Origin of the sequence: Actinoplanes sp. NPDC049316 (assembly GCF_040677315.1) — a bacterium.
Lineage (GTDB): Bacteria > Actinomycetota > Actinomycetes > Mycobacteriales > Micromonosporaceae > Actinoplanes.
In genome coordinates, this window is record NZ_JBFAQM010000018.1 from 24,605 (window position 1) to 45,577 (window position 20,973).

Sequence of the window (20,973 nt, forward strand, 5' to 3'; positions counted from 1 at the left end):
GATCAGGAGAGCGCTGTGACCAGCACACCGCCGCCGCAGCCCCAGCCCGGCCGTCCGGTCGCCCCGGTGATCCGGCCGCTGCGCGACCTCGCCGCGTACGCCCTCGTCGCCGCCCCCGCCGTGTGGCTCTTCGTGGCGATCATCCGGCTGATCCCGTCCGAGGTGGGGCAGGACTTCCTCACCCGGGTGCAGAACAGCTTCTACGGCTACGTCAACGTCGAGATCATCGCGATGCCGCTCGCGGCCGTGCTGCTCGCCACGCTGGTCGAGCCCCGGCACCGGCACGCGCGGCTGATCACGGTCGTGGCGCTCGTGGAGTACGCGGTGGCCGGCTTCTTCGCGGTCGTCTTCGGCTTCCTCATCGCGGTGGTCAATCTGGCCGGGTTCAGCGTACGGGTGGCCTTCGAGGAGCTCCTGGTCCGCGCGGCGTGGCTCGCGGTCTTCGCGGTCGCCGCGTACGCGGTCTTCGCGATCTGGCGGGCGTTGTTCAGCACGCCCAAGCCGCAGCAGCAGCCCGGCATGTACGGCCAGCCGCAGCCGTGGGGCCAGCAGCCGCAGTGGGGCCAGCCGGGCTACCCGCCGCCCGCTCCCGGTTACGCCCAGCCGGGCCAGCCCCATCCCGGTCAGGCCCAGCCTGGCCAGGCCCATCCCGGTCAGGCCCAGCCTGGCCAGCCGCAGCCTGGCCAGCCGCAGCCGGGCCAGCCGCAGGGGTGGGGGCAGCCGTCGGCCTGGGGCACCCCGCCGCCCGCGCAGCCGGCTTCCGCGCCGCCGGTCTTCGCGCCGCCGGCCTCGGCACCTCCTGCCTCGGCTCCTCCGGCTTCCGCGCCGCCGGCCCCGCCGGTCTCGGCCCAGCCCTCGTCCGGCGGCGCCCCCGGCACACCGCCCGGCCCGTTCGCTCCGGCTCCGGGCAACCCGCACGCGGTCCCGCCGCCTGGCGGGTTCTCCCCGGCCGGTCCGCCGCCTGGCGGGTTCTCCCCGGCCGGCCCGCCGCCGGCCCCGGCGCCGCAGCCCGGCCCCTTCTCCGAGCCGACGCAGGTGATCTCGTCCCGCGAGGGCGACGGCGAGGGCGACGACGACCGCACCCGCAACCTCGGCGAGGAACCGCCGCGCTGACCGCGCGCCCGGGCCGGGTGAGGGTGTCTCAGACCACTGCCCGTCCCGGGCCGCCACGCGGGCGGCCGGGCCGAGTTCCGGCCTAGGCTGCACGGGTGGCAGCCGTGGACACCCCGCCGACCGAAGCCAGCATCCGCCGTGCCCTGAAGCGGGCCGCCGACGGCCGGGCGATCGACGCCGACGAGGCGGCCGCCCTGCTCGCCGCCGAGGGGCCGCTGCTCGACGACCTGCTCGCGACCGCCGGGGCGATCCGGGACGCCGGCCTGCGTGAGGCCGGCCGCCCCGGCGTGGTCACGTACTCGAAGAAGGTCTTCATCCCGCTCACCCGGCTGTGCCGGGACCGGTGCCACTACTGCACGTTCGCCACCGTCCCGCATCGGCTGCCCGCCGCGTTCCTGGAGCGCGACGAGGTGCTGGCCATCGCCCGCGAGGGCGCGGCGCAGGGCTGCAAGGAGGCGTTGTTCACGCTCGGCGACCGGCCCGAGGAGCGCTGGCCGGCGGCCCGGCAGTGGCTCGACGAGCGCGGGTACGACTCGACTCTGGACTACGTGCGCGCCTGCGCGATCGCGGTGCTGGAGGAGACCGGCCTGCTGCCGCACCTCAACCCCGGCGTGCTGAGCTGGGCGGAGCTGCAGCGGCTCAAGCCGGTCGCGCCCAGCATGGGCATGATGCTGGAGACCACCGCGACCCGGCTCTGGTCGGAGCCGGGCGGCCCGCACTACGGCTCCCCGGACAAGGAGCCCGCCGTGCGCCTGCGGGTCCTCGACGACGCCGGCCGCGTCGGCGTGCCGTTCACCACCGGCATCCTCATCGGCATCGGCGAGACCCGCGCCGAACGCGCCGACGCCGTCTTCGCGATGCGCCGCACCGCCCGCGAATACGGCCACATCCAGGAAGTCATCATCCAGAACTTCCGCGCCAAGCCGGACACGGCGATGCGCGGCATGCCCGACGCGGAGCTGCGCGAGCTGGCGGCGACGGTCGCGGTGGCCCGGGTGATCATGGGCCCCCGGGCGCGCCTGCAGGCCCCGCCCAACCTGATCGCGGGGGAGTACGACCTCCTGCTGCGCGCGGGCATCGACGACTGGGGCGGCGTCTCGCCGGTCACCCCGGACCACGTCAACCCGGAGCGGCCCTGGCCGCAGATCGAGGCGCTCCGCGAGATGTCCGCCCGGTCCGGCTTCGAGCTGCGCGAACGCCTCACGATCTACCCCGAGTACGTCCGCCGCGGCGAGGGCTGGCTGGACCCCCGCCTCGCCGCGCACGTGGCGGCGCTGGCGGACCCCTCCGGCCTGGCCCGCGAGGACGCGATGCCGGCGGGCTTGCCGTGGCAGGAGCCGGACGACGCATACGCGGGCGGCCGCACCGACCTCTTCGCGACCATCGACACCGAGGGCCGCACCAGCGACCGTCGCGGCGACTTCGACTCCGTGTACGGCGACTGGGACGAGGTCGAGGCGCACATCTCACCCGAGGCCCGAGCCGCGCCTTCCCGTCCCACCGACGGCGCGTCCTCCGCGCAGCGCGTGGCCACCGACGTCCTCGCGGGGCTGCGGCTCGCCTCCGAGGACCCGGCGAGGCTGCTGCTGCCCGAGCACGAGGACAAGGCGATGGCCCTGTTCCAGGCCGACGGCTCCGCGCTCGACGAGCTCGCCCGCATCGCCGACGACCTGCGCAAGGACGTCAACGGCGACGACGTCACGTACGTGGTCAACCGCAACATCAACTTCTCGAACGTCTGCTACGTCGGGTGCCGCTTCTGCGCCTTCGCCCAGCGCGAACGCGACGCCGACGCGTACCGGCTCTCCGTCGAGCAGGTCGCCGACCGCGCGCAGGAGGCCTGGCGCGACGGCGCCACCGAGGTCTGCATGCAGGGCGGCATCGACCCGAAGATGCCGGTCACCGCGTACGCCGACCTCGTCCGGGCGGTGAAGGAACGCGTGCCCGGCATGCACGTCCACGCGTTCTCCCCCATGGAGATCGTCACGGGCGCGGCCAAGGCGGGCGTGTCCGTACGCGAATGGCTCGTGGAGCTCCGCGACGCCGGCCTCGGCACCATCCCGGGCACCGCGGCCGAGATCCTCGACGACGACGTCCGGTGGGTGCTCACCAAGGGCAAGCTCCCGGCCTCCACCTGGATCGACGTGGTGACCACCGCCCACCAGGTCGGCATCCGCTCCAGCTCCACCATGATGTACGGCCACGTCGACCATCCCCGCCAATGGCTGGGCCACTTCCGCGTCCTGGCCGGCATCCAGGACGTGACCGGCGGCTTCACGGAATTCGTCGCCCTGCCGTTCATCCACACCAACGCGCCGATCTACCTGGCCGGCATCGCCCGCCCCGGCCCGACCTGGCGGGAGAACCGGGTCGTCCACGCGATGGCCCGCGTCCTGCTGCACGGTCGCATCGGCAACATCCAGTGCTCGTGGGTCAAACTCGGCGACGAGGGCACGATCGCGATGCTCAACGGCGGCTGCAACGACCTCGGCGGCACGCTGATGGAGGAGACGATCTCGCGGATGGCCGGCTCGGAACACGGATCGGCGCGGACGGTGGCCCAGCTCAAGGAGCTGGCCGCGGCGGCGGGCCGGCCCGCCGCCGAGCGCACGACGGTCTACGGCCGCCGGTAGCCGGTCGCCGAGGCGGCGGCCGAGCGGGACCGGAAGGCCCGGCTGCGGCGGGCGGGACCGGAACGCCCGGCTGCGGCCCGGGCGCGGGGTGCCGGGCGGGGTTGGAAGGCCGGGTGCGTATGCCGGGCGCGGGGTGCCGGGCGGGGTTGGAAGGCCCGGCTGCGGGTGCCGGGCGCGGGGTGCCGGGCGGGGTTGGAAGGCCCGGCTGCGGGTGCCGGGCGCGCTGTGGGTGCCGAGCACGCGGCGGTGGCGGAGCCCGGGCGGCCGGGCGCGGCTGTGTCCCCCACCGCGAGCCGTCGGTTTGCGGTGCGCGATTCTTCGCGCCCGGAGGCCGAACGGTGTCCGAGCCGACGACCGCCGGGCGTGTCGTCCGGTCCGGACCCGACGGTGCCGCACCGGCTGCGGTCGCGAGCCGACCCCTGCTCGCGTTCCGCCGCCGTGTTCCGGTCGTCCCCCAGGCGGGACGGTGGGCGCGGTCACGTCCCCCTGGGGATACCCTGAGCGTCGCCGACCCGCCTGGTCATCGGGTTACAAATTGGGGTAATTTGGACCCGACGCGCCGACTGTGCGTTACCTGACGGCAGCTCTGAGAGATAGGGCAGGAACGGGACCGCGAGGTGATGACGGCGCCTCGAGGAAACGGGCCTATTTATCAGGTTCGGCTTGACGACGCACGTCTTACACGCGTGTAATTTCGGTGGGGTTGTGGGAAACGGGCGTCGCGAAGCGCGCATTTCCCGCAAGAAACACGCCGCGTGCGTGGGGGGTCAGCGCCGGCATCGCTGCCGGCGCCAAGAAGGAGGCACGCCGATGGAAGCGCAGGTAGAAGGGGTAGACCTGCTCGGGGACGCGCCCGAGTGGCAGGAGCGGGCGCTCTGCTCGCAGACCGATCCGGAGGCATTCTTCCCGGAGAAGGGCGGTTCCACCCGCGAGGCGAAACGCATCTGCGGCCGGTGCGAGGTGAAGGCCGAGTGCCTCGAGTACGCCCTCGGGCACGACGAGCGCTTCGGCATCTGGGGCGGGCTTTCCGAGCGGGAACGCCGCAAGCTCAAGCGTCGCGTGGCCTGATCGCCCGCTCGCACGGACGCCGGGGGGCCGTCCAGCGAGAGTGGACCGGACGCGAGAGCGTTCAGTGGAAGAAGCGGCACCGGACGCCGGCAGATGTGCTACGAGAGCTCGTCAGGGTCGACACCCAGCAGGTTGGCGACCTGCTCGATGATCACGTCGTGCACGAGGTCGGCGAGGTCCTCACGGTCCATCGCCCGGAATTCCAGCGGCCGTCGGTAGAGCACGATGCGCGGCGGGAGCTCCTGGCGTCCGGGCCGGCCCGGCAGGAGCCGGGCGAGCGGCACCTCGCCGTCCTCGAGCACGTCGGAGTCGTACACGTTCAGGTCCGGCGGCACGTCCTCGACCGCGAACTCCACGCCGGCCAGCTCCTTCGCGTACCGCCGCTCGAGGGTTTCGACGGTGTCCAGCACGAGGTCGTCGAAGATCTCGGCCTTGGTGCGGGCGAGCGGCACGGTGGCCGGGACGAGCCGGCCGCGCAGTCCCCGCCCGTGCCGGTCGCGGCGGGCGGGACGGCCCGGCCCGGCGGTGCGCGGGGAGCGGCCCGGCTCTGAGCCGGTCCGGCGGCGGTCGGGGCTGGTGGTCACGCCGCAAGCCTAGCCCGCAAAGGGCGTCCGCCGTGGTCAGGCTGTGTCGGCCGCGTTTCGTCACGAGGAATTCGCCCCTTTGGGGCGGCGTGTCGGAGCGTCATGGCGAAATCGTGATGCATTGTGGGTCGGCGTGTCGCGGGTCCATCGTCCCCCGCGCGAGGGCGCTTAGAGATAACGTGCCGCCGTGAGGTCCCCACGGCGCTGCTCCCGCAACGGCTGTCCCCGACAGGCGGTCGCCACCCTGACCTACGTCTACAGCGACTCCACGGCCGTCGTCGGCCCGCTGGCCGCCTTCGCCGAGCCGCACACGTACGACCTCTGCGAACCCCACGCCCGCAGCCTCACCGCCCCGCGCGGCTGGGAGCTGGTCCGCCACGACGGCGACTTCGCGCCCCCGCCGCCCACGACCGACGACCTGGTCGCCCTCGCCGACGCCGTCCGCGAGGCGGCCCGCCCGGCCCCGCCGCCGCGCCCGGAGGAGCACGACAACCTCCCCGGCCACCAGACCGGCCGCCGCGGCCACCTCCGCGTCATCCCGCCCTCCCACTGAGCCGTCCCGGCGCTGTGCACGAGACAGCGCCCGCGGGAAGGCACCACCACCGCGAAAGGCCCGCGGAACGCTCAGCGCCGCGCGAAAGAACCACTGCAGGCAACCCGCTGCCGTGCCCGAAGCGGGCCGGCGCTCGGGCGCCCCGGCCGGCTCGTCAGGGCAGGGCGATGAGCTTGTATCGCTGCTGCAGCCACGGAATCAGGGTCTGGTAAGCCGTGATCGTGTCCGGCTGCCCGTAGTCGTGGGACAGGACGATCGCCCCGCGCCCCACGTGCTTCTTGACCGCGCGGATCACCTTGGCCTCGTGGGCGTCGTCGGATTCGCCCGCGGGGTGGTCCCAGTCGCGCGGGTCGACCTGCCAGTAGATGGAGGTCATGCCGAGATCCGTCGCCGCGTCGACGAACGCGGGGGTGAAGTTGCCGCCCGGCGCGCGCATGTACTTGATCTCGGCGCCCGGTACGGCGGCGCGGATCGCTTCGTTGGTGCGTTGCAGGTCGGCGCGGATCGCGGACGGCTTGCGCTTGCCCAGCGTCAGGCTGTGCCGCCAGGTGTGGTTGCAGAGGGTGTGCCCCTCGGCGGCGATGCGCCGTACGAGGCCGGGGTGCGCGGCGACGTTCTGGCCGACGAGGCAGAAGGTGGCCTTCACGTGCCGCTGCTTCAGCAGGTCCAGCAGCTTCGGCGTCTGCACCGGGTCGGGCCCGTCGTCGAAGGTGAGCGCGACGCCGTTCTGCCCGGTCTTCATGAGACTGTTCGCGGGGCCGCCGTGGTGCGCCCGGCGCGTGGGCCGCGAAGGCGGGGTCGATGTCGCGGTCGACGTCGGCGATGAGGAGTGCGCCGGCGTGTGCGTCGCCCGATGGGACGGCGACGAGAACGGCGAAGCGGAGTGAGAGGGCGCGTGCGTCCGCGAGGGCGAGGGCGACGCGGTGACCCAGGCGGGCGAACCCTCGGCGGCCACCGCCGTGCCGCAGCCGGTCAGGCCGGCCAGCACCAGGCCGATCACCAACACCTTGGGGGTACGCATCGCAAGCTCCGTCCGCCGACTTCCGGTTACTGAGGACGGAAGCACTATGGCCGGGTACGCGACGACCGGTGATCGGCCCGGCGGAGGGCTGGCATCAATGGGGGAGAAGGGCGGCGCCCCCGAAGAACCGGAGCGGCGCCGCCCCCGGCGACCGGTCAGCCCCAGAAGACGTACACGGCGCTGTACGGCACGGCCGCGGTCTCGCCGTCGGTGCAGGCCCGGGCCGGCGCGACGCCACCCGAGGTGTAGAGCCGCTGGATGTACGCGGCCTTCGACAGGATGCCGTCGCCGGTGTGGCTGTTCACCTGCAGCAGCAGCTCGGGGATCGTCCCGGTACGCGGCAGGTCGGCGACCTTGGTGGCGGTGACGAGCGAACCGTCCTTCTCGGACTGCCAGCTCGGGCCCTTGAAGTGGTGGATCCAGCCGCGCGGGCCGGCCAGCCGGGCCTCGGGCACCGACGCGGCCGGGAAGACACCGCCGGTGCACGTGTAGGTCTGGGTGCCGCTCACCACGCGGTAGCTGCCGAGCTTGTGCAGCCCGGCGGGCGGGTCGATGGGCGACGGCGTGCTGCTCGGCTTCGGGCGCGGGATCGGGCGGGTCTGCTCGGCGGCGGAGGCGTTGAGCGTGACGGTGGTGACCGCGCCGGCGACGGCAACGGCTGTGCCGGCGAGGATCGCGGTTCGCAGCGGGGAACGCATGATCGTGCTCCTTGGATCGGATCGACTCGGGTGTCGGCCGGGAACACGGAGGATCATGCATACGCAGTTCATCGATTGCCCCTAATGGCCCATGGGGTTGACCCATTCGGACAAGCTGGTTGGATGAACATCAAAATGCGCCCGGTCGAAGAGGGCGATTTACCCCTGTTCCGGCAGATGGCCGTGGATCGTGATCTGGTGGGCGACGACTGGCACGGATTCAGCGACGCGCGGGCCCCCGAGCGCCGTTTCGCCGCGGACGGGTATCTGGGCGTCGACGGAGGCCGCCTCATGGTCGACGCCGACGGGGCGACGGCCGGCCTCGTGGCCTGGGGCGCGAAGGAGTCCAACCCGAACGGCCGGCACTGGGAGATCGGCATTCTGCTGCTGCCGGAATTCCGGGGGCGCGGAATCGGCTGGCGGGCCCAGGCGATGCTGTGCGACTACTTGTTCGATCACACGCCGGTGCACCGGATTCAGGCGGGCACCCAGCCGGAGAACATCGCCGAGCAGAAATCGTTGGTCAAGGCCGGTTTCCAGCTGGAGGGCGTGATCCGCGCGGCGGAATTCCGGGTCGGGCAATGGCGCGACGTCCTGCTGTTCAGCAGGCTCCGTACGGACCCGGTCGTGACATGGTGAGCGGGTGAATGGAGAAGGCTGGGCCGAACCCGCGTGGCGGGCCGTTCTGGACGCGAGCCGGGCCGGCCCGGGTACGCGGGTCCTCGACGTGGGCTGCGGCAGCGGCGGGTTCCTGGCGTACTGCGGGCGGCGGGGGATGATCGCATCGGGCGTCGACCCGGACGATGACCTGGTCGAGGTGGCGAGCCGGGGAGGGCTGGACGTCCGGGCCGGCGAAGCGGAGAAGCTGCCGTGGGACGACGCCACGTTCGGCCTCGCCACCGCGTTCAATGCGCTGCAGTTCGCGGAGGACACCGACGACGCGCTCGCCGAGATGGTTCGGGTCACGCGGCCCGGGGGCCACGTCGCCGTCGCGAACTGGGCCGAGCGTGCGCTCAACGACCTCGACGTGATCGAGCGGGTCCTCTCCGGCGGCTCGCCGCGGCCGGACGGTGATCTGCGGCTGGCCGGAGGACTTCGGGAGTTGCTCGAGGACGGCGGTCTGACCGGGGTCGTGGAGGGGCTCGTCGACGTGCCGTGGGAGTTTGCCGACGACGAGTCCCTCGTGACGGGCATCCTGCAGGGCGAGGCGCCGGAGCTCGCCGTGGAGGTTCTCGCTGTGGTGCGCCCGTACCGTCAAAAGGCGGGAGGTTACCGCTTGATCAACCGATTCCGGTGGGCGGTCGGCCGGCGCAGCCCGGCCGTGGGGCGGTGACCACCCCACGGCCGGTTTCCCGGGCTCACGGCGAGAGAGCCGCCAACTCCTCCGGCGTGAGCACGCGGCTCCGGATCAGGAAGCGCACCCCCTCCGGTGCCTCCAGGCTGAAGCCGCTGCCCCGGCCCGGGACGACGTCCACGGTCAGATGGGTGTGCTTCCAGGCCTCGAACTGCGACGTGCTCATCCAGAACGACACCGGCTCGTCGACGCCGTCGATGTGCAGTTCCTCCAGCAGGACGTCGCTGGAGCCGGTACGGAACTCGCCGTCCGGGTAGCACATCGGGGCGCTCCCGTCGCAGCAGCCGCCGGACTGGTGGAACATCAACGGTCCGTGCTGTCCCCGCAGCGACCGGATGAGCTCGGCCGCCGCGGGGGTCACGTCCACCCGGGCACCCATCAGAAGAAGCCCAGCGCCTTGGGCGAGTAGCTGACCAGCAGGTTCTTCGTCTGCTGGTAGTGGTCCAGCATCATCTTGTGGTTCTCGCGGCCGATGCCGGACTGCTTGTACCCGCCGAACGCGGCGTGCGCCGGGTACTGGTGGTAGCAGTTCGTCCACACCCGACCGGCCTTGATCGCCCGCCCGGACCGGTACGCGAGGGTCGCGTCGCGGGTCCACACGCCGGCGCCGAGGCCGTACAGGGTGTCGTTGGCGATCTTGATGGCGTCGGCGTAGTCGGTGAACGAGGTCACCGACACGACCGGTCCGAAGATCTCCTCCTGGAAGATCCGCATCGAGTTGGAGCCCTCGAAGATCGTCGGCTGCACGTAGTAGCCACCGGCCAGATCCCCGCCGAGGTCTGCCCGGGCGCCACCGACGAGCACCTTCGCGCCCTCCTGACGTCCGATGTCCAGGTAGGACAGGATCTTCTCGAGCTGGTCGTTCGACGCCTGGGCGCCGACCTGGGTGTCGGTGTCCAGCGGGTTGCCCTGCTTGAGGTTCTCGACGCGCTTGACCCCGGCCGCCAGGAAGTCGGCGTAGTGGCCCTGCTGGATCAGCGCCCGCGACGGGCACGTGCAGACCTCGCCCTGGTTGAGCGCGAACATCGCGAAACCCTCGAGCGCCTTGTCGAGGAAGTCGTCGTCGGCGCTGCTGACGTCGTCGAAGAAGATGTTGGGGCTCTTGCCGCCGAGCTCCAGCGTCACCGGGATGATGTTCTCCGAGGCGTACTGCATGATCAGGCGGCCGGTGGTGGTCTCGCCGGTGAACGCCACCTTGGCGACCCGGTTCGACGACGCGAGCGGCTTGCCCGCCTCCACGCCGAACCCGTTGACGATGTTGACCACGCCCGGCGGCAGCAGGTCGTGGACCAGCGACATCCAGTAGTGGATCGAGGCGGGGGTCTGCTCGGCCGGCTTGAGCACCACCGCGTTGCCGGCGGCCAGCGCGGGCGCGAGCTTCCAGACCGCCATCAGGATCGGGAAGTTCCACGGGATGATCTGCGCGACCACGCCGAGCGGCTCGTGGAAGTGGTACGCGACGGTGTCCTCGTCGATCTCGCCGAGGGTGCCCTCCTGGGCCCGCAGTACGCCGGCGAAGTAGCGGAAGTGGTCGATCGCCAGCGGCAGGTCGGCGGCGAGGGTCTCGCGTACCGCCTTGCCGTTCTCCCAGGCCTCGGCGACCGCGAGCTTCTCGAGGTTCGCCTCCATCCGGTCGGCGATCTTGTTGAGGATGTTCGCGCGTTCGGCGGCCGAGGTCCGGCCCCACGCGTCGGCCGCGCCGTGCGCCGCGTCGAGCGCCCGCTCGACGTCCTCGGCGGTGCCGCGCGCGACCTCACAGAAGGTCTGTCCCGTCACAGGGGAGGGGTTCGCGAAGTACTGACCCTTGGCGGGCGGCACGTATTCGCCGCCGATCCAGTGGTCGTACCGGGACTCGTAGCTGACGATCGCGCCGTCGGTACCGGGCGGGGAGTAGACAGTCATGCGCACGACCTCCGTATCAAGGTGATGCGGCGCACACTAATTTCGGCGACGTTGCACAGACGTTGCAAGCCCGTACTCCGCGGCGAGCTGGGCGATCCGCTTGTTCGCCAGCACCCGGGCGGGGGAGTTCACCGGCAGGGCGGCCGCGTAGGCCTCCCACATCTCCAGGTCGTCGGCGCCCCAGGGCGCGGTGACCCAGGTCTGGATCAGCCGCGGGTCGCTGCCGGTCAGGATCGCCGTGCGCAGCCGCCCGTCGATCAGTCGGCGCAGCCGGACGATCCCGGGCGCGTCCGACGACGGCAGCAGGGGGCCGGCGTAGGCGGCGAGCGCCTCGGCGACCCGGCCGTGGTCCAGCAGCCGGTTCACCGCCAGGAAGTCGGCCGCGATCTCGCCGCGCAGCCGGTACGGCCGCGAGTCCAGCAGCTCCGGACCGAGGGTCCGGCGCAGCCGTGAGAGCTCCGCGCGGACGGTCACCGGATTGAGGTCGTCGGCGTAGAGATCGAAACCCAACTGATCACCGGTACGGCCCTCGGGGTGGACCAGAAGCAGGCAGAGGAGCTCGGAATGCCGGCGGCCGAGTCTGACCCGCTTCCCGCCGACCGCCAGCACGGCGTCTTCGCGCCCTAACACCGACACCGTGGCGGTGTCCGTGCCCGGCTGCGGCCCCTGGCTGCCGAGATACGCCTCGGCGGCGAGCGCGGTGGCGCGGACCAGCGCGAGGCTGTGCGGGTTGGCGAGGTGGTCGCCGCCGGTCACGTCGATCGCGCCGAGCAGCCGGCCGGTCGCCGGGTCGTGGATCGGCGCCGCGGCGCACGTCCAGCGCTGGACGCCCCGGGTGAAGTGCTCGGTGGCGAAGATCTGCAGCGGGTGGTCGACGGCCAGCGCCGTACCGGGGGCGTTCGTGCCGGCGTGCGCCTCGTCCCACCGGGCACCCGGCACGAAGTTCATCGACTCCGCGCCGCGCAGCATCGAGGTGTGCCCCTCGACCCACAGCAGCCGGCCGTGCGCGTCGCACACCGCCATGATGTGCGCGCCGTCGTCCGCGAGCCCGCCGAGCAGATCCCGGAAGATCGGCAGCACCCGGGACAGCGGATGCGCGGCCCGGTACGCCTCCAGATCGCCGTCGCTGAGGTCGATGGGCGCGGTGCCGTCCGGGCTGACCAGGGCCCCCGCCGAGCGCCGCCACGAGTCGGCCACCACGGACCGCACCTGGGCGACGGGCCGCTCCCCGGTCACGAACAGCTCGTGGGCGCGGCCGACCTGGCTGATCCGCTCCGCGGGATCGGTGCCCAGGTCGAGCGCGAGCCAGGGATTGGACATACGCGCACCTCCAGCCACCATCGTGACCCCCATCACGTCCGCCGACAACACCCGGACCGGCGGTCAGCGGGGGTTCACAGGCACTGCTCAGGCCATAGGCTCTCCGCGTGACTCCCGATGCGCCACGGACGGAGGCCGAGGCGCTCGCCGTGCAGGACGCGCTGCGGTCGCGGCTGCTGCCCGGACCCGGCCCCGAGCGGCCCCGGGCCGTCGCCGGGCTGGACGTCGCCTACCACGAGGACGGCGAGCGGCTGGCCGCGGCGGTGGTCGTGCTCGACGCCGAGGATCACCGGGTGCTCGACACCGCCGTCGTGCGGGGGACCGCTGCTTTCCCGTACGTGCCGGGGCTGTTCGCCTTCCGCGAGATCCCCGCTCTGCTCGAGGCGCTGGGGCGGCTGTCCGTCACCCCGGACGTGCTGATCTGCGACGGGCACGGGCTGGCACACCCGCGCCGCTTCGGGCTCGCCTGCCACTTGGGTGTGCTGACCGGCCTGCCCTCGTACGGGGTGGGCAAGACGCCGCTCGTGGGCACGTGGGAGCCGCTCGGTCAGGAGCGCGGCTCCCGGTCGGCGCTGGTGGACGCGGGGGAGACCGTGGGTGCGGTGCTGCGTACCCGTACGGGTGTGAAGCCGGTCTTCGTGTCCGTCGGTCACCGGACCGACCTGGACGGCGCGTGCGCGTTGACGCTGCGGCTTGCCTCCCGCTTCCGGTTGCCGGAAACCACCCGGCTCGCTGACCGCGCCTGCCGGGACGCCCTGGCCGTGACAGCACCGAGACGGTGACGCCGCTCGGTTGCGACCTTCCGGGCAACCGCGCTCCGATAGTCTCGGCTGGACGGAAATCCGGCCGAGGAGTACGCGTTGACTGACCTGTCCCAGCTCGTGAAGGCCTATGACGTCCGCGGCGTCGTGCCCGACCAGCTCGACGAGACCGTGGCCCGGGCCCTCGGCACCGCCTTCGTGGAGATGCTGCGCGAGGCCGGCGACGGCGCCGAGAAGATCGTCATCGGGCACGACATGCGCGAGACCGGCCCCGCGCTCGCGGCCGCCTTCGCCAAGGGTGCCAACTCCGCCGGCGCGGCCGTCGTGCACATCGGGCTGGCCTCCACCGACGAGCTGTACTACGCCTCCGGCGCGCTCGGGCTGCCCGGCGCCATGTTCACCGCCAGCCACAACCCGGCGCAGTACAACGGCATCAAGCTGTGCCGCGCCGGTGCCCGGCCGGTCGGCCAGGACAGCGGGCTCGCGATCGTCCGGATGCGCGCCGAGGAACTGCTCGGCGACCTCGACGCGGTCGGCGAGATGCCGCCGCGGGTCGAGCACATCGGCCTGCTCGACGGGTACGCCCAGCACCTGCGCTCGCTGGTCGACCTCAGCGGCATCCGCCCGCTCAAGGTGGTCGTCGACGCGGGCAACGGCATGGGCGGCTACACCGTTCCGGCGGTCCTGGGCGACCAGCTGCTCGCGCCGCTGCCGCTGGAGATCGTGCCGATGTACTTCGAGCTCGACGGCTCCTTTCCCAACCACGAGGCCAACCCGCTGGACCCGGCCAACCTGGTCGACCTGCAGGCGGCGGTCCGCGAGCACGGCGCCGACATCGGCCTCGCCTTCGACGGCGACGCCGACCGCTGCTTCGTCGTGGACGAGAACGGCGACCCGGTCTCCCCGTCGGCGATCACCGCGCTGGTCGCCCGGCGCGAGCTCGCGAAGTACCCGGGCGCCACGGTCATCCACAATCTGATCACCTCGGCCGCCGTACCCGAGATCATCAAGGAGAGCGGCGGCCAGCCGGTCCGCAGCCGGGTCGGCCACTCCTTCATCAAGGCGGAGATGGCCCGGACGAACGCCATCTTCGGCGGCGAGCACTCGGCGCACTACTACTTCCGCGACTTCTGGTTCGCCGACACCGGCATGCTCGCCGCGATGCACGTCCTGGCCGCGCTCGGCGGGCAGGACGAGCCCCTGTCCCGTTTCGCCGCCGAGTACGAGCGCTACAGCGCCTCGGGCGAGATCAACTCCACCGTCGCGGACGCGCCGGCCAAGATCGCCGAGGTACGCGCGGCCTACCCGGACGCCACGTTCGACGACCTGGACGGCATGACGGTCCACCTCGCCGACGGCGCCTGGTTCAACCTGCGCGCCTCCAACACCGAGCCGCTGCTGCGCCTGAACGTGGAAGCCCCGAAGCCGGACCGCATGGCGGCGCTGCGCGACGAGGTCCTCGCCATCGTGCGCGGCTAGGATCGCCTCGTCCGGCAGTCCCGTATCGCAAGGAGCGTTCCCGTGGCCCTCGACCCGCAGTTGCTGGACATCCTGGCCTGCCCGGACACCCACCACGCGCCGCTGGACTACGACGCGCAGGCCCAGACGCTGACCTGCACCGAGTGCGGCCGGGTCTTCGAGGTGCGCGACGACATCCCGGTCCTGCTCCTCGACGAGGCGCGCCCGGGTCCCGGCACGGCCACCGACCCCGCCTGACCACCCGCCGGCGCCTTGGCGTCGCGCCGGGCCGGCGCACCCGGAAAGGCCACGTCGCGGGGTGCGGCGCAGCGGTCCGCCGTGCGCGGTGCGCCGGGGCGTACCCGGTTAGGATCACCTGGTCCGAACGAACCGCGTACGTGAAGGAGCCGCTCGGTGGCGCTCGACCCGCAGTCGCCGGAGTTACCCGCCCGACCGGATCGGCGGCAGGCGCCGCTCGGTTCCGTCGCCGCCGGGGGAGCCGCCGGGATGGTCCTTCCGGCAGGCGCCGGGGAGGTGGCGTGATGGCGGGCCCCGACGAGGGCACGGCCGGCCTGACCGGGCGCCGCGTCGCCGACGAGTCCCTGCTCGAGGACGAGAAGGCGATGCTCGCCAACGACCCGGGCGGCATGCTGCGGGCCACGGCGTCCGCCGGTGCGCAGGTGCGGGAGTCCGCCGCCCTGGCCGCCGAGGCCAATCTGAGCCTGCTGGCCGACGAGGGACGTCCCCGCGCGGTCGTGGTGGCCGGCATCGGCACCGCCGGCCTGACCGGCAACATCCTCGCCACCGTCGCGGGCCCGCGCTGTCCGGTTCCCGTGATCGGGCACCGCAGCGCCGGCGTGCCCGGCTGGGTGGGGGCCGCCGACGTGGTCATCGCCGTCTCGGCGAGCGGTCGCAGCCCGGAGGCGCTGGCCGCCGCGGACGCCGCCGCCCGCCGGGGCGCCCGGCTGGTGGCGATCGGCAACCCGGATTCCGAGCTGCAAGCCGTGGCCGAGCGGGCCCGCGCACCGTTCATCCCGGTGCCGCGCCGGGCACCCGCCCGGGCCAGCCTGTGGGGTCTCGCCGTGCCGGTGCTGCTGGCCGCCCGCAGCCTCGGCCTGGTGAAGGTCAACGAGGCCGACCTCGCCGAGACCGCCGCGCGTCTCGACGCCGACGCCGAGCGGTGCCGGCCGGGCGCCGAGTCCTTCGTCAACCCGGCGAAGTCGCTGGCGCTGGACCTCGCGGGCTCCGTACCCATCGTCTGGGGCTCGTCGCCGCTCGCCACGGTCGCCGCCCGCCGGTTCGCCGACACGCTCGCGGCCAACGCGCGCTACCCGGTGATGGCCGGGGCCCTGGGCGAGGCCGGTCGTGGCCGCGTCGGGCTGCTCGACGGCCCGTTCGGCGGCCTGGCCGAGTCGGCGCGCGACATCTTCGCCGACCCGGACGAGGAGGAGCAGGCCACCACCCGGCTGCGGCTGGTCGTCCTGCGCGACGGCGGCCTGAACCCGGAGGAGGAGGCGGACGAGCCGGTCGCCGTCGAGGAGCGCCGCGCCGACGCCGTCCAGGTCCTCGCCGAGCGCCGCGGCGTGCGCTGCGACGTGGTGACCGCCGAGGGTGGCTCCGCGCTCGAGCGGCTGGCGTCGCTCACCGCCGTACCGGACTTCGCATCGATCTACCTGGCCCTGGCGCACGGCCTCGACCCGATGGCCGTGCCCGCGATCAACGAGATGAAGGAACTGTCGAACCCCATGCCCGAGGCACTGCAGTGAGCGCCGGCGGAGGAACAAAAGCGATCATCGCGGCCCTGGCCGCGAACCTGGGCATCGCCGCCACGAAGCTCGTCGCCTGGCTCCTGACCGGGTCGTCGTCGATGCTGGCCGAGTCCATCCACTCGGTCGCCGACTCCGGCAACCAGGCGCTGCTCCTGCTCGGCGGCAGGCGGGCCACCCGCAAGGCCACCCCGCAACACCCCTTCGGGTACGGGCGTGAGCGCTACATCTACGCCTTCATCGTGTCGATCGTGCTGTTCACGGTCGGTGGCCTCTTCGCGCTGTACGAGGCGTACCACAAGTGGCACGAGGGCGGCGCGATCGAGGAATACCAGTGGGTTCCGGTTGTCGTGCTGGTCATCGCGATCGGTCTGGAAGGCTTCTCGTTCCGCACGGCGATCAAGGAGTCGAACCACGTCCGCGGCAACACCTCGTGGGCCGACTTCATTCGCCGTGCGAAGGCCCCGGAGCTGCCGGTGGTGCTGCTGGAGGACGCGGGCGCCCTGCTCGGTCTGATCTTCGCCCTCTTCGGCGTCGTGCTCACGCTCATCACGGGTGACGGCGTCTGGGACGCCGTCGGGACCGCGGCGATCGGCCTGCTGCTGGTCACCATCGCGGCCATTCTGGCGGTCGAGACCAAGAGCCTGCTGCTGGGCGAGGGCGCCAACCCGGAGGACATCGCCAAGATCGAGCAGGCCATCGCGGGCACCACGGGCGTCGAGTGCATCATCCACATGAAGACGCTGCACCTCGGCCCCGAGGAGCTGCTGGTGGCGGCGAAGATCGCGGTCCCGCCGACCGATCGCGCCGAGGACGTGGCCCGGCACATCAACGAGACCGAGGCCCGCATCCGCGAGGCCGTGCCGATCGCCCGGGTCATCTACCTCGAGCCGGACATCTACAGCTCTTCGGCGGGCCGGAAGACCGTGACCGACGCGGCCGCCACCACCACCTGACGAGACACGAACGGGGGGCGGCCCGGTGGCTGCTGTTCTTCCACTCACCGGTGTGATCCGGCCGTACGCCTGGGGCTCGCGCACCTCGATCGCCGAGCTCCAGGGCCGTCCGGCACCCACGGAGGCCCCGGAAGCCGAGCTGTGGCTCGGCGCCCACCCCGGGGACCCGTCGACGGTCACCGGGGCGGACGGACCGGTCAGCCTCGCGGCGCTCATCGCCGACGACCCGAAGGGCCAGCTCGGTGCCGAGGTCGTGAACGAGTTCGGGCCGCGCCTGCCGTACCTCATGAAGATCCTTGCGGCCGAGGCGCCGCTGTCGCTGCAGGCCCACCCGGACGCGGACCACGCCCGGCAGGCCTTCGCGGTCCAGGAGGCGGATCCGGCCGCTCCCCGGAACTACACGGACGCGTGGCACAAGCCGGAGGTGCTGGTCGCGCTCACGCCGTTCGAGGCCTTGTGCGGCTTCCGTCCCCCGCAGCGGTCGGCGGACGCTCTCGAGGCGCTCGGCATCACCCGCCTGGCGCCGGTCGTGGCGGCCCTGCGCCGAGGTCCGTCCGGCCTGGCCGACGCGGTGCGAACCCTGCTGACCTGGCCGGCCGACGACCGCACGGCGCTGATCGGCGAGGTTCTGGCGGCGGGCACGTCCCCGCTCGCGACGAGCCTCGCCCGCCACTACCCGGGCGACCCCGGAGTGCTGGTGGCGCTGCTTCTCCATCACGTACGGCTGGCGCCGGGCGAGGCCATCTGGATGCCGGCCGGAAACCTGCACGCGTACCTCGAAGGCACGGGCGTCGAGATCATGGCGGCCAGCGACAACGTCCTGCGCGGCGGCCTGACCCCGAAGCGGGTGGACGTCGACGAACTGCTTCGGGTGCTGCGCTTCGAGGTCCTCGAAAACCCGGTCCTGCCGGCGACCGAGGTGGCCCCCGGTGTGCAGACATGGCCGGTCCCGGTACGCGAGTTCGCGCTCTACCGGGTGCAGCTGGGCCCGTCCACACCGCCGCGGCCGCTGCCGGGGGAGGGGCCGCGGATCGTCGTCGGAACGGCCGGGGACGTGTTCGTGGCGGAGGCGGTGGACGGCACGCCGGTGGAGGTGACACCGGGAACGGCCGCGTACGTCCCGGCGGAGACGGGTCCGGCGACCGTGGCGGGCGTCGGCGAGGTGTTCGTCGCGACCGCCGCGGTGTGAGGCCGTCAACCCGGCGCCACCCTCTGCCGCGCTCTGCGTCCGACCCTGCCGCGCGCATGCCGTCCTCCGCCGCGCTCTGCGTCCGACCCTGCCGCGCGCATGCCGTCCTCTGCCGCGCTCTGCGCCCGACCCTGCCGCGCGCATGCCGTCTGCCTGACGCTGCCGGGCGGGGTTCATTTCCTTGCGTTGACGTGCCCACGCCGCCCCCGCATTCCGCCGGCATCGCTTTGCCCGTGACGCGGCCCGGCGCTGCGGCATCGGCAGCTTCTCGCGCGTCGCGGCCCGGCGGCCGCGCCCGTGCCGGGTGGTCGCGACACCTCCCGGCGCAAGCGAACCTCGCCCGCCGACGCCGGACCGATGCCGGGCTCGCATCGGACCGATGCCGGCTCGCGCCGGGCCGTGCCGGGCCGTGCCGGGTGGTCGCGACACCTCCCGGCGCGAACGTCGCCCGCCGACGCCGGACCGATGCCGGGCTCGCGACGGGCCGTGCCGGGCCGTGCGGGCTGTGCCGGGCCGTGCGGGCTGTGCCGGGCCGTGCGGGCCGTAGGGGCTGTGCCGGGCTCGCGCTGGGTTGTGCCGGGCTGACGCCCCGTACTGCCGAGGTCGGCGCAGCTCACCGGGCGTGGCCCTCAGGCCGCCGAGAAAATAGGAAATATCCTGATTACCTTGACAACTGCGACTGCGGAGTGTGAAGCTATCAACACGCAGCGTCAATGGTGATCGGGGGGTCCCACGACGCGCGCGGTACCAAACCGGGGGGATGAACGGGGCGGCGGGTCTTTGACCCGTCGCCCCGTTCGCTGTCCGCCCCGGGCCGGGCCTCGTGTGCAGGGCTGCGCGCGTCGGCCTGCCCTGCGCGCAACCCGTTCTGTGCGCGCCTCATCGTCCCGGGTTGTCGCGCCGCCGAGACGCCTCCCTGCACGACGGCCGCGGCCCTCCGGCTCGGGGGACGTAACGGGTGGTGGCCGGTCACGCCGGTGCGGCCGTGGACCGGTGCGCCACGGTGGTGCGGTTGTCGGGGACTGTGTCCGTACCTTCGAAACGGTTTTGATTCGGCGCTCCCGGGCCGCGCGTAAAGTGGAGCGCTGCCAATCCCCGTCGTTCAGGAGCATGATGACCAGCACGCGCCCCACGTCCGTGGCCGAGGGCGACTTCAAGGTCGCCGACCTGTCGCTCGCCGCGTTCGGCCGTAAGGAGATCGAGCTCGCCGAGCACGAGATGCCCGGCTTGATGTCGCTGCGCAAGGAGTACGGCCCCGGTCAGCCGCTGCGCGGCGCGCGGATCACCGGCTCGCTGCACATGACGATCCAGACCGCGGTCCTCATCGAGACGCTGACCGCGCTGGGCGCCGAGGTCCGATGGGCCTCCTGCAACATCTTCTCGACGCAGGATCACGCCGCCGCCGCGATCGTCGTCGGCCGCGACGGCACGCCGGAGGACCCGAAGGGCGTGCCCGTGTACGCCTGGAAGGGCGAGACCCTCGACGAGTACTGGTGGTGCACCGAGCAGGTGCTGCTGTGGCCGGACGGCGAGGGCCCCAACATGATCCTCGACGACGGCGGTGACGCCACGCTGCTGGTGCACAAGGGCGCCGAGTTCGAGAAGCTGGGCGCCGTGCCGTCGGCCGACACCGCCGACTCCGACGAGTACGCGGTCATCCTCAAGCTGCTCGCCCGCTCGCTGAAGGAGGACGACCGGCGCTGGACCCGGGTCGCCGCCGGCATCAAGGGCGTCACCGAGGAGACCACGACCGGCGTGCACCGGCTGTACGAGATGCAGCAGAACGGCTCGCTGCTCTTCCCGGCGATCAACGTCAACGACTCGGTCACCAAGAGCAAGTTCGACAACAAGTACGGCTGTCGCCACTCGCTGATCGACGGCATCAACCGGGCCACCGACGTGCTCATCGGCGGCAAGGTCGCGGTCGTCTTCGGGTACGGCGACGTGGGCAAGGGCTGCGCCGAGTCGCTGCGCGGCCAGGGCGCCCGGGTCATCGTCACCGAGGTCGACCCGATCTGCGCACTGCAGGCTGCGATGGACGGCTACCAGGTCGCCACCATGGAGGACGTCGTCGAGACGGCCGACATCTTCATCACCGCGACCGGCTGCTTCAACGTGATCACCAACGAGCACATGGCCCGGATGAAGCACCAGGCGATCGTGGGCAACATCGGCCACTTCGACAACGAGATCGACATGGCCGGCCTGGCGCGGCGCTCGGACGTCACCCGCGTGAACGTCAAGCCGCAGGTCGACGAGTGGAAGTTCGACGACGGCCACTCGGTCATCGTGCTGTCCGAGGGCCGCCTGCTGAACCTGGGCAACGCGACCGGCCACCCGTCGTTCGTGATGTCGAACAGCTTCTCCAACCAGACGATCGCGCAGATCGAGCTGTTCACCAAGACCGACGAGTATCCGGTCGGCGTGTACGTGCTGCCGAAGCACCTGGACGAGAAGGTCGCGCGGCTGCACCTGGGCGCGCTCGGCGTGAAGCTGACCGAGCTCACCAAGGAGCAGGCGTCGTACCTGGGTGTGGCGGTCGAGGGGCCGTACAAGCCGGATCACTACCGCTACTGAGCCGCCCCTGAACGTGGAAA

General features: G+C 72.5%; 19 protein-coding genes. 13 read left to right on the top strand and 6 right to left on the bottom strand.

Annotation, left to right across the window (positions count from 1 at the left end; translation table 11 throughout):
• The first annotated feature begins 15 nt into the window (after nucleotides 1–15).
• The 3 genes from AB0K03_RS25025 (at nucleotide 16) to AB0K03_RS25035 (ending at nucleotide 4,814) form a co-directional block, all read left to right on the top strand.
• Nucleotides 16–1,113, top strand: coding sequence for a hypothetical protein (locus tag AB0K03_RS25025; protein WP_364688891.1), 1,098 nt, complete (start codon nucleotides 16–18; stop codon nucleotides 1,111–1,113).
• A gap of 104 nt (nucleotides 1,114–1,217) precedes the next feature.
• On the top strand, nucleotides 1,218–3,746 hold the full coding sequence (locus AB0K03_RS25030) for a bifunctional FO biosynthesis protein CofGH (RefSeq protein WP_364689227.1): 2,529 nt from the start codon (nucleotides 1,218–1,220) through the stop codon (nucleotides 3,744–3,746).
• An 810-nt stretch (nucleotides 3,747–4,556) separates the two neighbouring features.
• Nucleotides 4,557–4,814, top strand: a complete 258-nt coding sequence (locus AB0K03_RS25035) for a WhiB family transcriptional regulator (protein WP_014688021.1) — start codon at nucleotides 4,557–4,559, stop codon at nucleotides 4,812–4,814.
• 98 nt (nucleotides 4,815–4,912) lie between these two features.
• On the opposite strand, the gene AB0K03_RS25040 is transcribed toward AB0K03_RS25035, so the two are convergent.
• On the bottom strand, nucleotides 4,913–5,293 hold the full coding sequence (locus AB0K03_RS25040; protein ID WP_199515748.1) for a metallopeptidase family protein: 381 nt from the start codon (nucleotides 5,291–5,293) through the stop codon (nucleotides 4,913–4,915).
• A 292-nt stretch (nucleotides 5,294–5,585) separates the two neighbouring features.
• Between AB0K03_RS25040 and AB0K03_RS25045 the strand changes: the two genes are divergently transcribed.
• Nucleotides 5,586–5,951: a DUF3499 domain-containing protein gene (locus AB0K03_RS25045; RefSeq protein WP_023358955.1), complete on the top strand. Its 366-nt coding sequence runs from the start codon at nucleotides 5,586–5,588 to the stop codon at nucleotides 5,949–5,951.
• Between the two features lie 154 nt (nucleotides 5,952–6,105).
• Here AB0K03_RS25045 and AB0K03_RS25050 read toward each other — a convergent pair whose 3' ends face one another.
• Nucleotides 6,106–6,972 carry a polysaccharide deacetylase family protein gene (locus tag AB0K03_RS25050; protein ID WP_364688894.1) on the bottom strand — a complete coding sequence of 289 codons (867 nt, stop codon included), beginning with the start codon at nucleotides 6,970–6,972 and terminating at the stop codon, nucleotides 6,106–6,108.
• Between the two features lie 155 nt (nucleotides 6,973–7,127).
• Nucleotides 7,128–7,670: a DUF3455 domain-containing protein gene (locus AB0K03_RS25055; protein ID WP_364688896.1), complete on the bottom strand. Its 543-nt coding sequence runs from the start codon at nucleotides 7,668–7,670 to the stop codon at nucleotides 7,128–7,130.
• 84 nt (nucleotides 7,671–7,754) lie between these two features.
• On the opposite strand from AB0K03_RS25055, the gene AB0K03_RS25060 reads away from it, so the two are divergent.
• Together AB0K03_RS25060 and AB0K03_RS25065 are read left to right on the top strand one after the other, a co-directional pair.
• The gene (locus tag AB0K03_RS25060; protein ID WP_364688899.1) at nucleotides 7,755–8,309 is read left to right on the top strand and encodes a GNAT family protein; all 555 of its coding nucleotides are present in this window, start codon (nucleotides 7,755–7,757) and stop codon (nucleotides 8,307–8,309) included.
• A 4-nt stretch (nucleotides 8,310–8,313) separates the two neighbouring features.
• Nucleotides 8,314–9,003 carry a class I SAM-dependent methyltransferase gene (locus tag AB0K03_RS25065; protein ID WP_364688902.1) on the top strand — a complete coding sequence of 230 codons (690 nt, stop codon included), beginning with the start codon at nucleotides 8,314–8,316 and terminating at the stop codon, nucleotides 9,001–9,003.
• 25 nt (nucleotides 9,004–9,028) lie between these two features.
• Here AB0K03_RS25065 and AB0K03_RS25070 read toward each other — a convergent pair whose 3' ends face one another.
• Genes AB0K03_RS25070 through AB0K03_RS25080 form a run of 3 tightly spaced genes read right to left on the bottom strand, consistent with a single transcriptional unit; the run spans nucleotide 9,029 to nucleotide 12,246 of the window.
• A complete protein-coding gene (locus AB0K03_RS25070; protein WP_364688905.1) occupies nucleotides 9,029–9,403 on the bottom strand; it encodes a DUF779 domain-containing protein in 375 nt (124 codons plus the stop codon).
• Nucleotides 9,403–10,926: an aldehyde dehydrogenase gene (adh, locus tag AB0K03_RS25075; protein WP_364688908.1), complete on the bottom strand. Its 1,524-nt coding sequence runs from the start codon at nucleotides 10,924–10,926 to the stop codon at nucleotides 9,403–9,405. The genes AB0K03_RS25070 and adh overlap by 1 nt, the downstream gene beginning before the upstream one ends.
• 36 nt (nucleotides 10,927–10,962) lie before the next feature.
• On the bottom strand, nucleotides 10,963–12,246 hold the full coding sequence (locus AB0K03_RS25080) for a GAF domain-containing protein (RefSeq protein WP_364688911.1): 1,284 nt from the start codon (nucleotides 12,244–12,246) through the stop codon (nucleotides 10,963–10,965).
• 107 nt (nucleotides 12,247–12,353) lie between these two features.
• On the opposite strand from AB0K03_RS25080, the gene nfi reads away from it, so the two are divergent.
• From nfi to ahcY, 7 genes are all read left to right on the top strand, one after another.
• Nucleotides 12,354–13,028: a deoxyribonuclease V gene (nfi, locus tag AB0K03_RS25085; RefSeq protein ID WP_364688914.1), complete on the top strand. Its 675-nt coding sequence runs from the start codon at nucleotides 12,354–12,356 to the stop codon at nucleotides 13,026–13,028.
• Nucleotides 13,029–13,106: 78 nt separating this feature from the next.
• Entirely contained in the window at nucleotides 13,107–14,486 is a 1,380-nt protein-coding gene (locus tag AB0K03_RS25090; protein ID WP_364688917.1) for a phosphomannomutase/phosphoglucomutase, read from the top strand.
• A 42-nt stretch (nucleotides 14,487–14,528) separates the two neighbouring features.
• The gene (locus AB0K03_RS25095) at nucleotides 14,529–14,723 is read left to right on the top strand and encodes a Trm112 family protein (RefSeq protein ID WP_364688920.1); all 195 of its coding nucleotides are present in this window, start codon (nucleotides 14,529–14,531) and stop codon (nucleotides 14,721–14,723) included.
• A gap of 284 nt (nucleotides 14,724–15,007) precedes the next feature.
• Nucleotides 15,008–16,231 carry an SIS domain-containing protein gene (locus AB0K03_RS25100; protein WP_364688923.1) on the top strand — a complete coding sequence of 408 codons (1,224 nt, stop codon included), beginning with the start codon at nucleotides 15,008–15,010 and terminating at the stop codon, nucleotides 16,229–16,231.
• On the top strand, nucleotides 16,228–17,187 hold the full coding sequence (locus AB0K03_RS25105) for a cation diffusion facilitator family transporter (protein ID WP_364688926.1): 960 nt from the start codon (nucleotides 16,228–16,230) through the stop codon (nucleotides 17,185–17,187). Before AB0K03_RS25100 ends, AB0K03_RS25105 begins: the two co-directional genes overlap by 4 nt.
• Nucleotides 17,188–17,212: 25 nt before the next feature.
• The gene (manA, locus tag AB0K03_RS25110; RefSeq protein ID WP_364688929.1) at nucleotides 17,213–18,376 is read left to right on the top strand and encodes a mannose-6-phosphate isomerase, class I; all 1,164 of its coding nucleotides are present in this window, start codon (nucleotides 17,213–17,215) and stop codon (nucleotides 18,374–18,376) included.
• Between the two features lie 1,113 nt (nucleotides 18,377–19,489).
• On the top strand, nucleotides 19,490–20,953 hold the full coding sequence (gene ahcY / locus AB0K03_RS25115) for an adenosylhomocysteinase (protein ID WP_364688931.1): 1,464 nt from the start codon (nucleotides 19,490–19,492) through the stop codon (nucleotides 20,951–20,953).
• The last annotated feature ends 20 nt before the right edge of the window (nucleotides 20,954–20,973 follow it).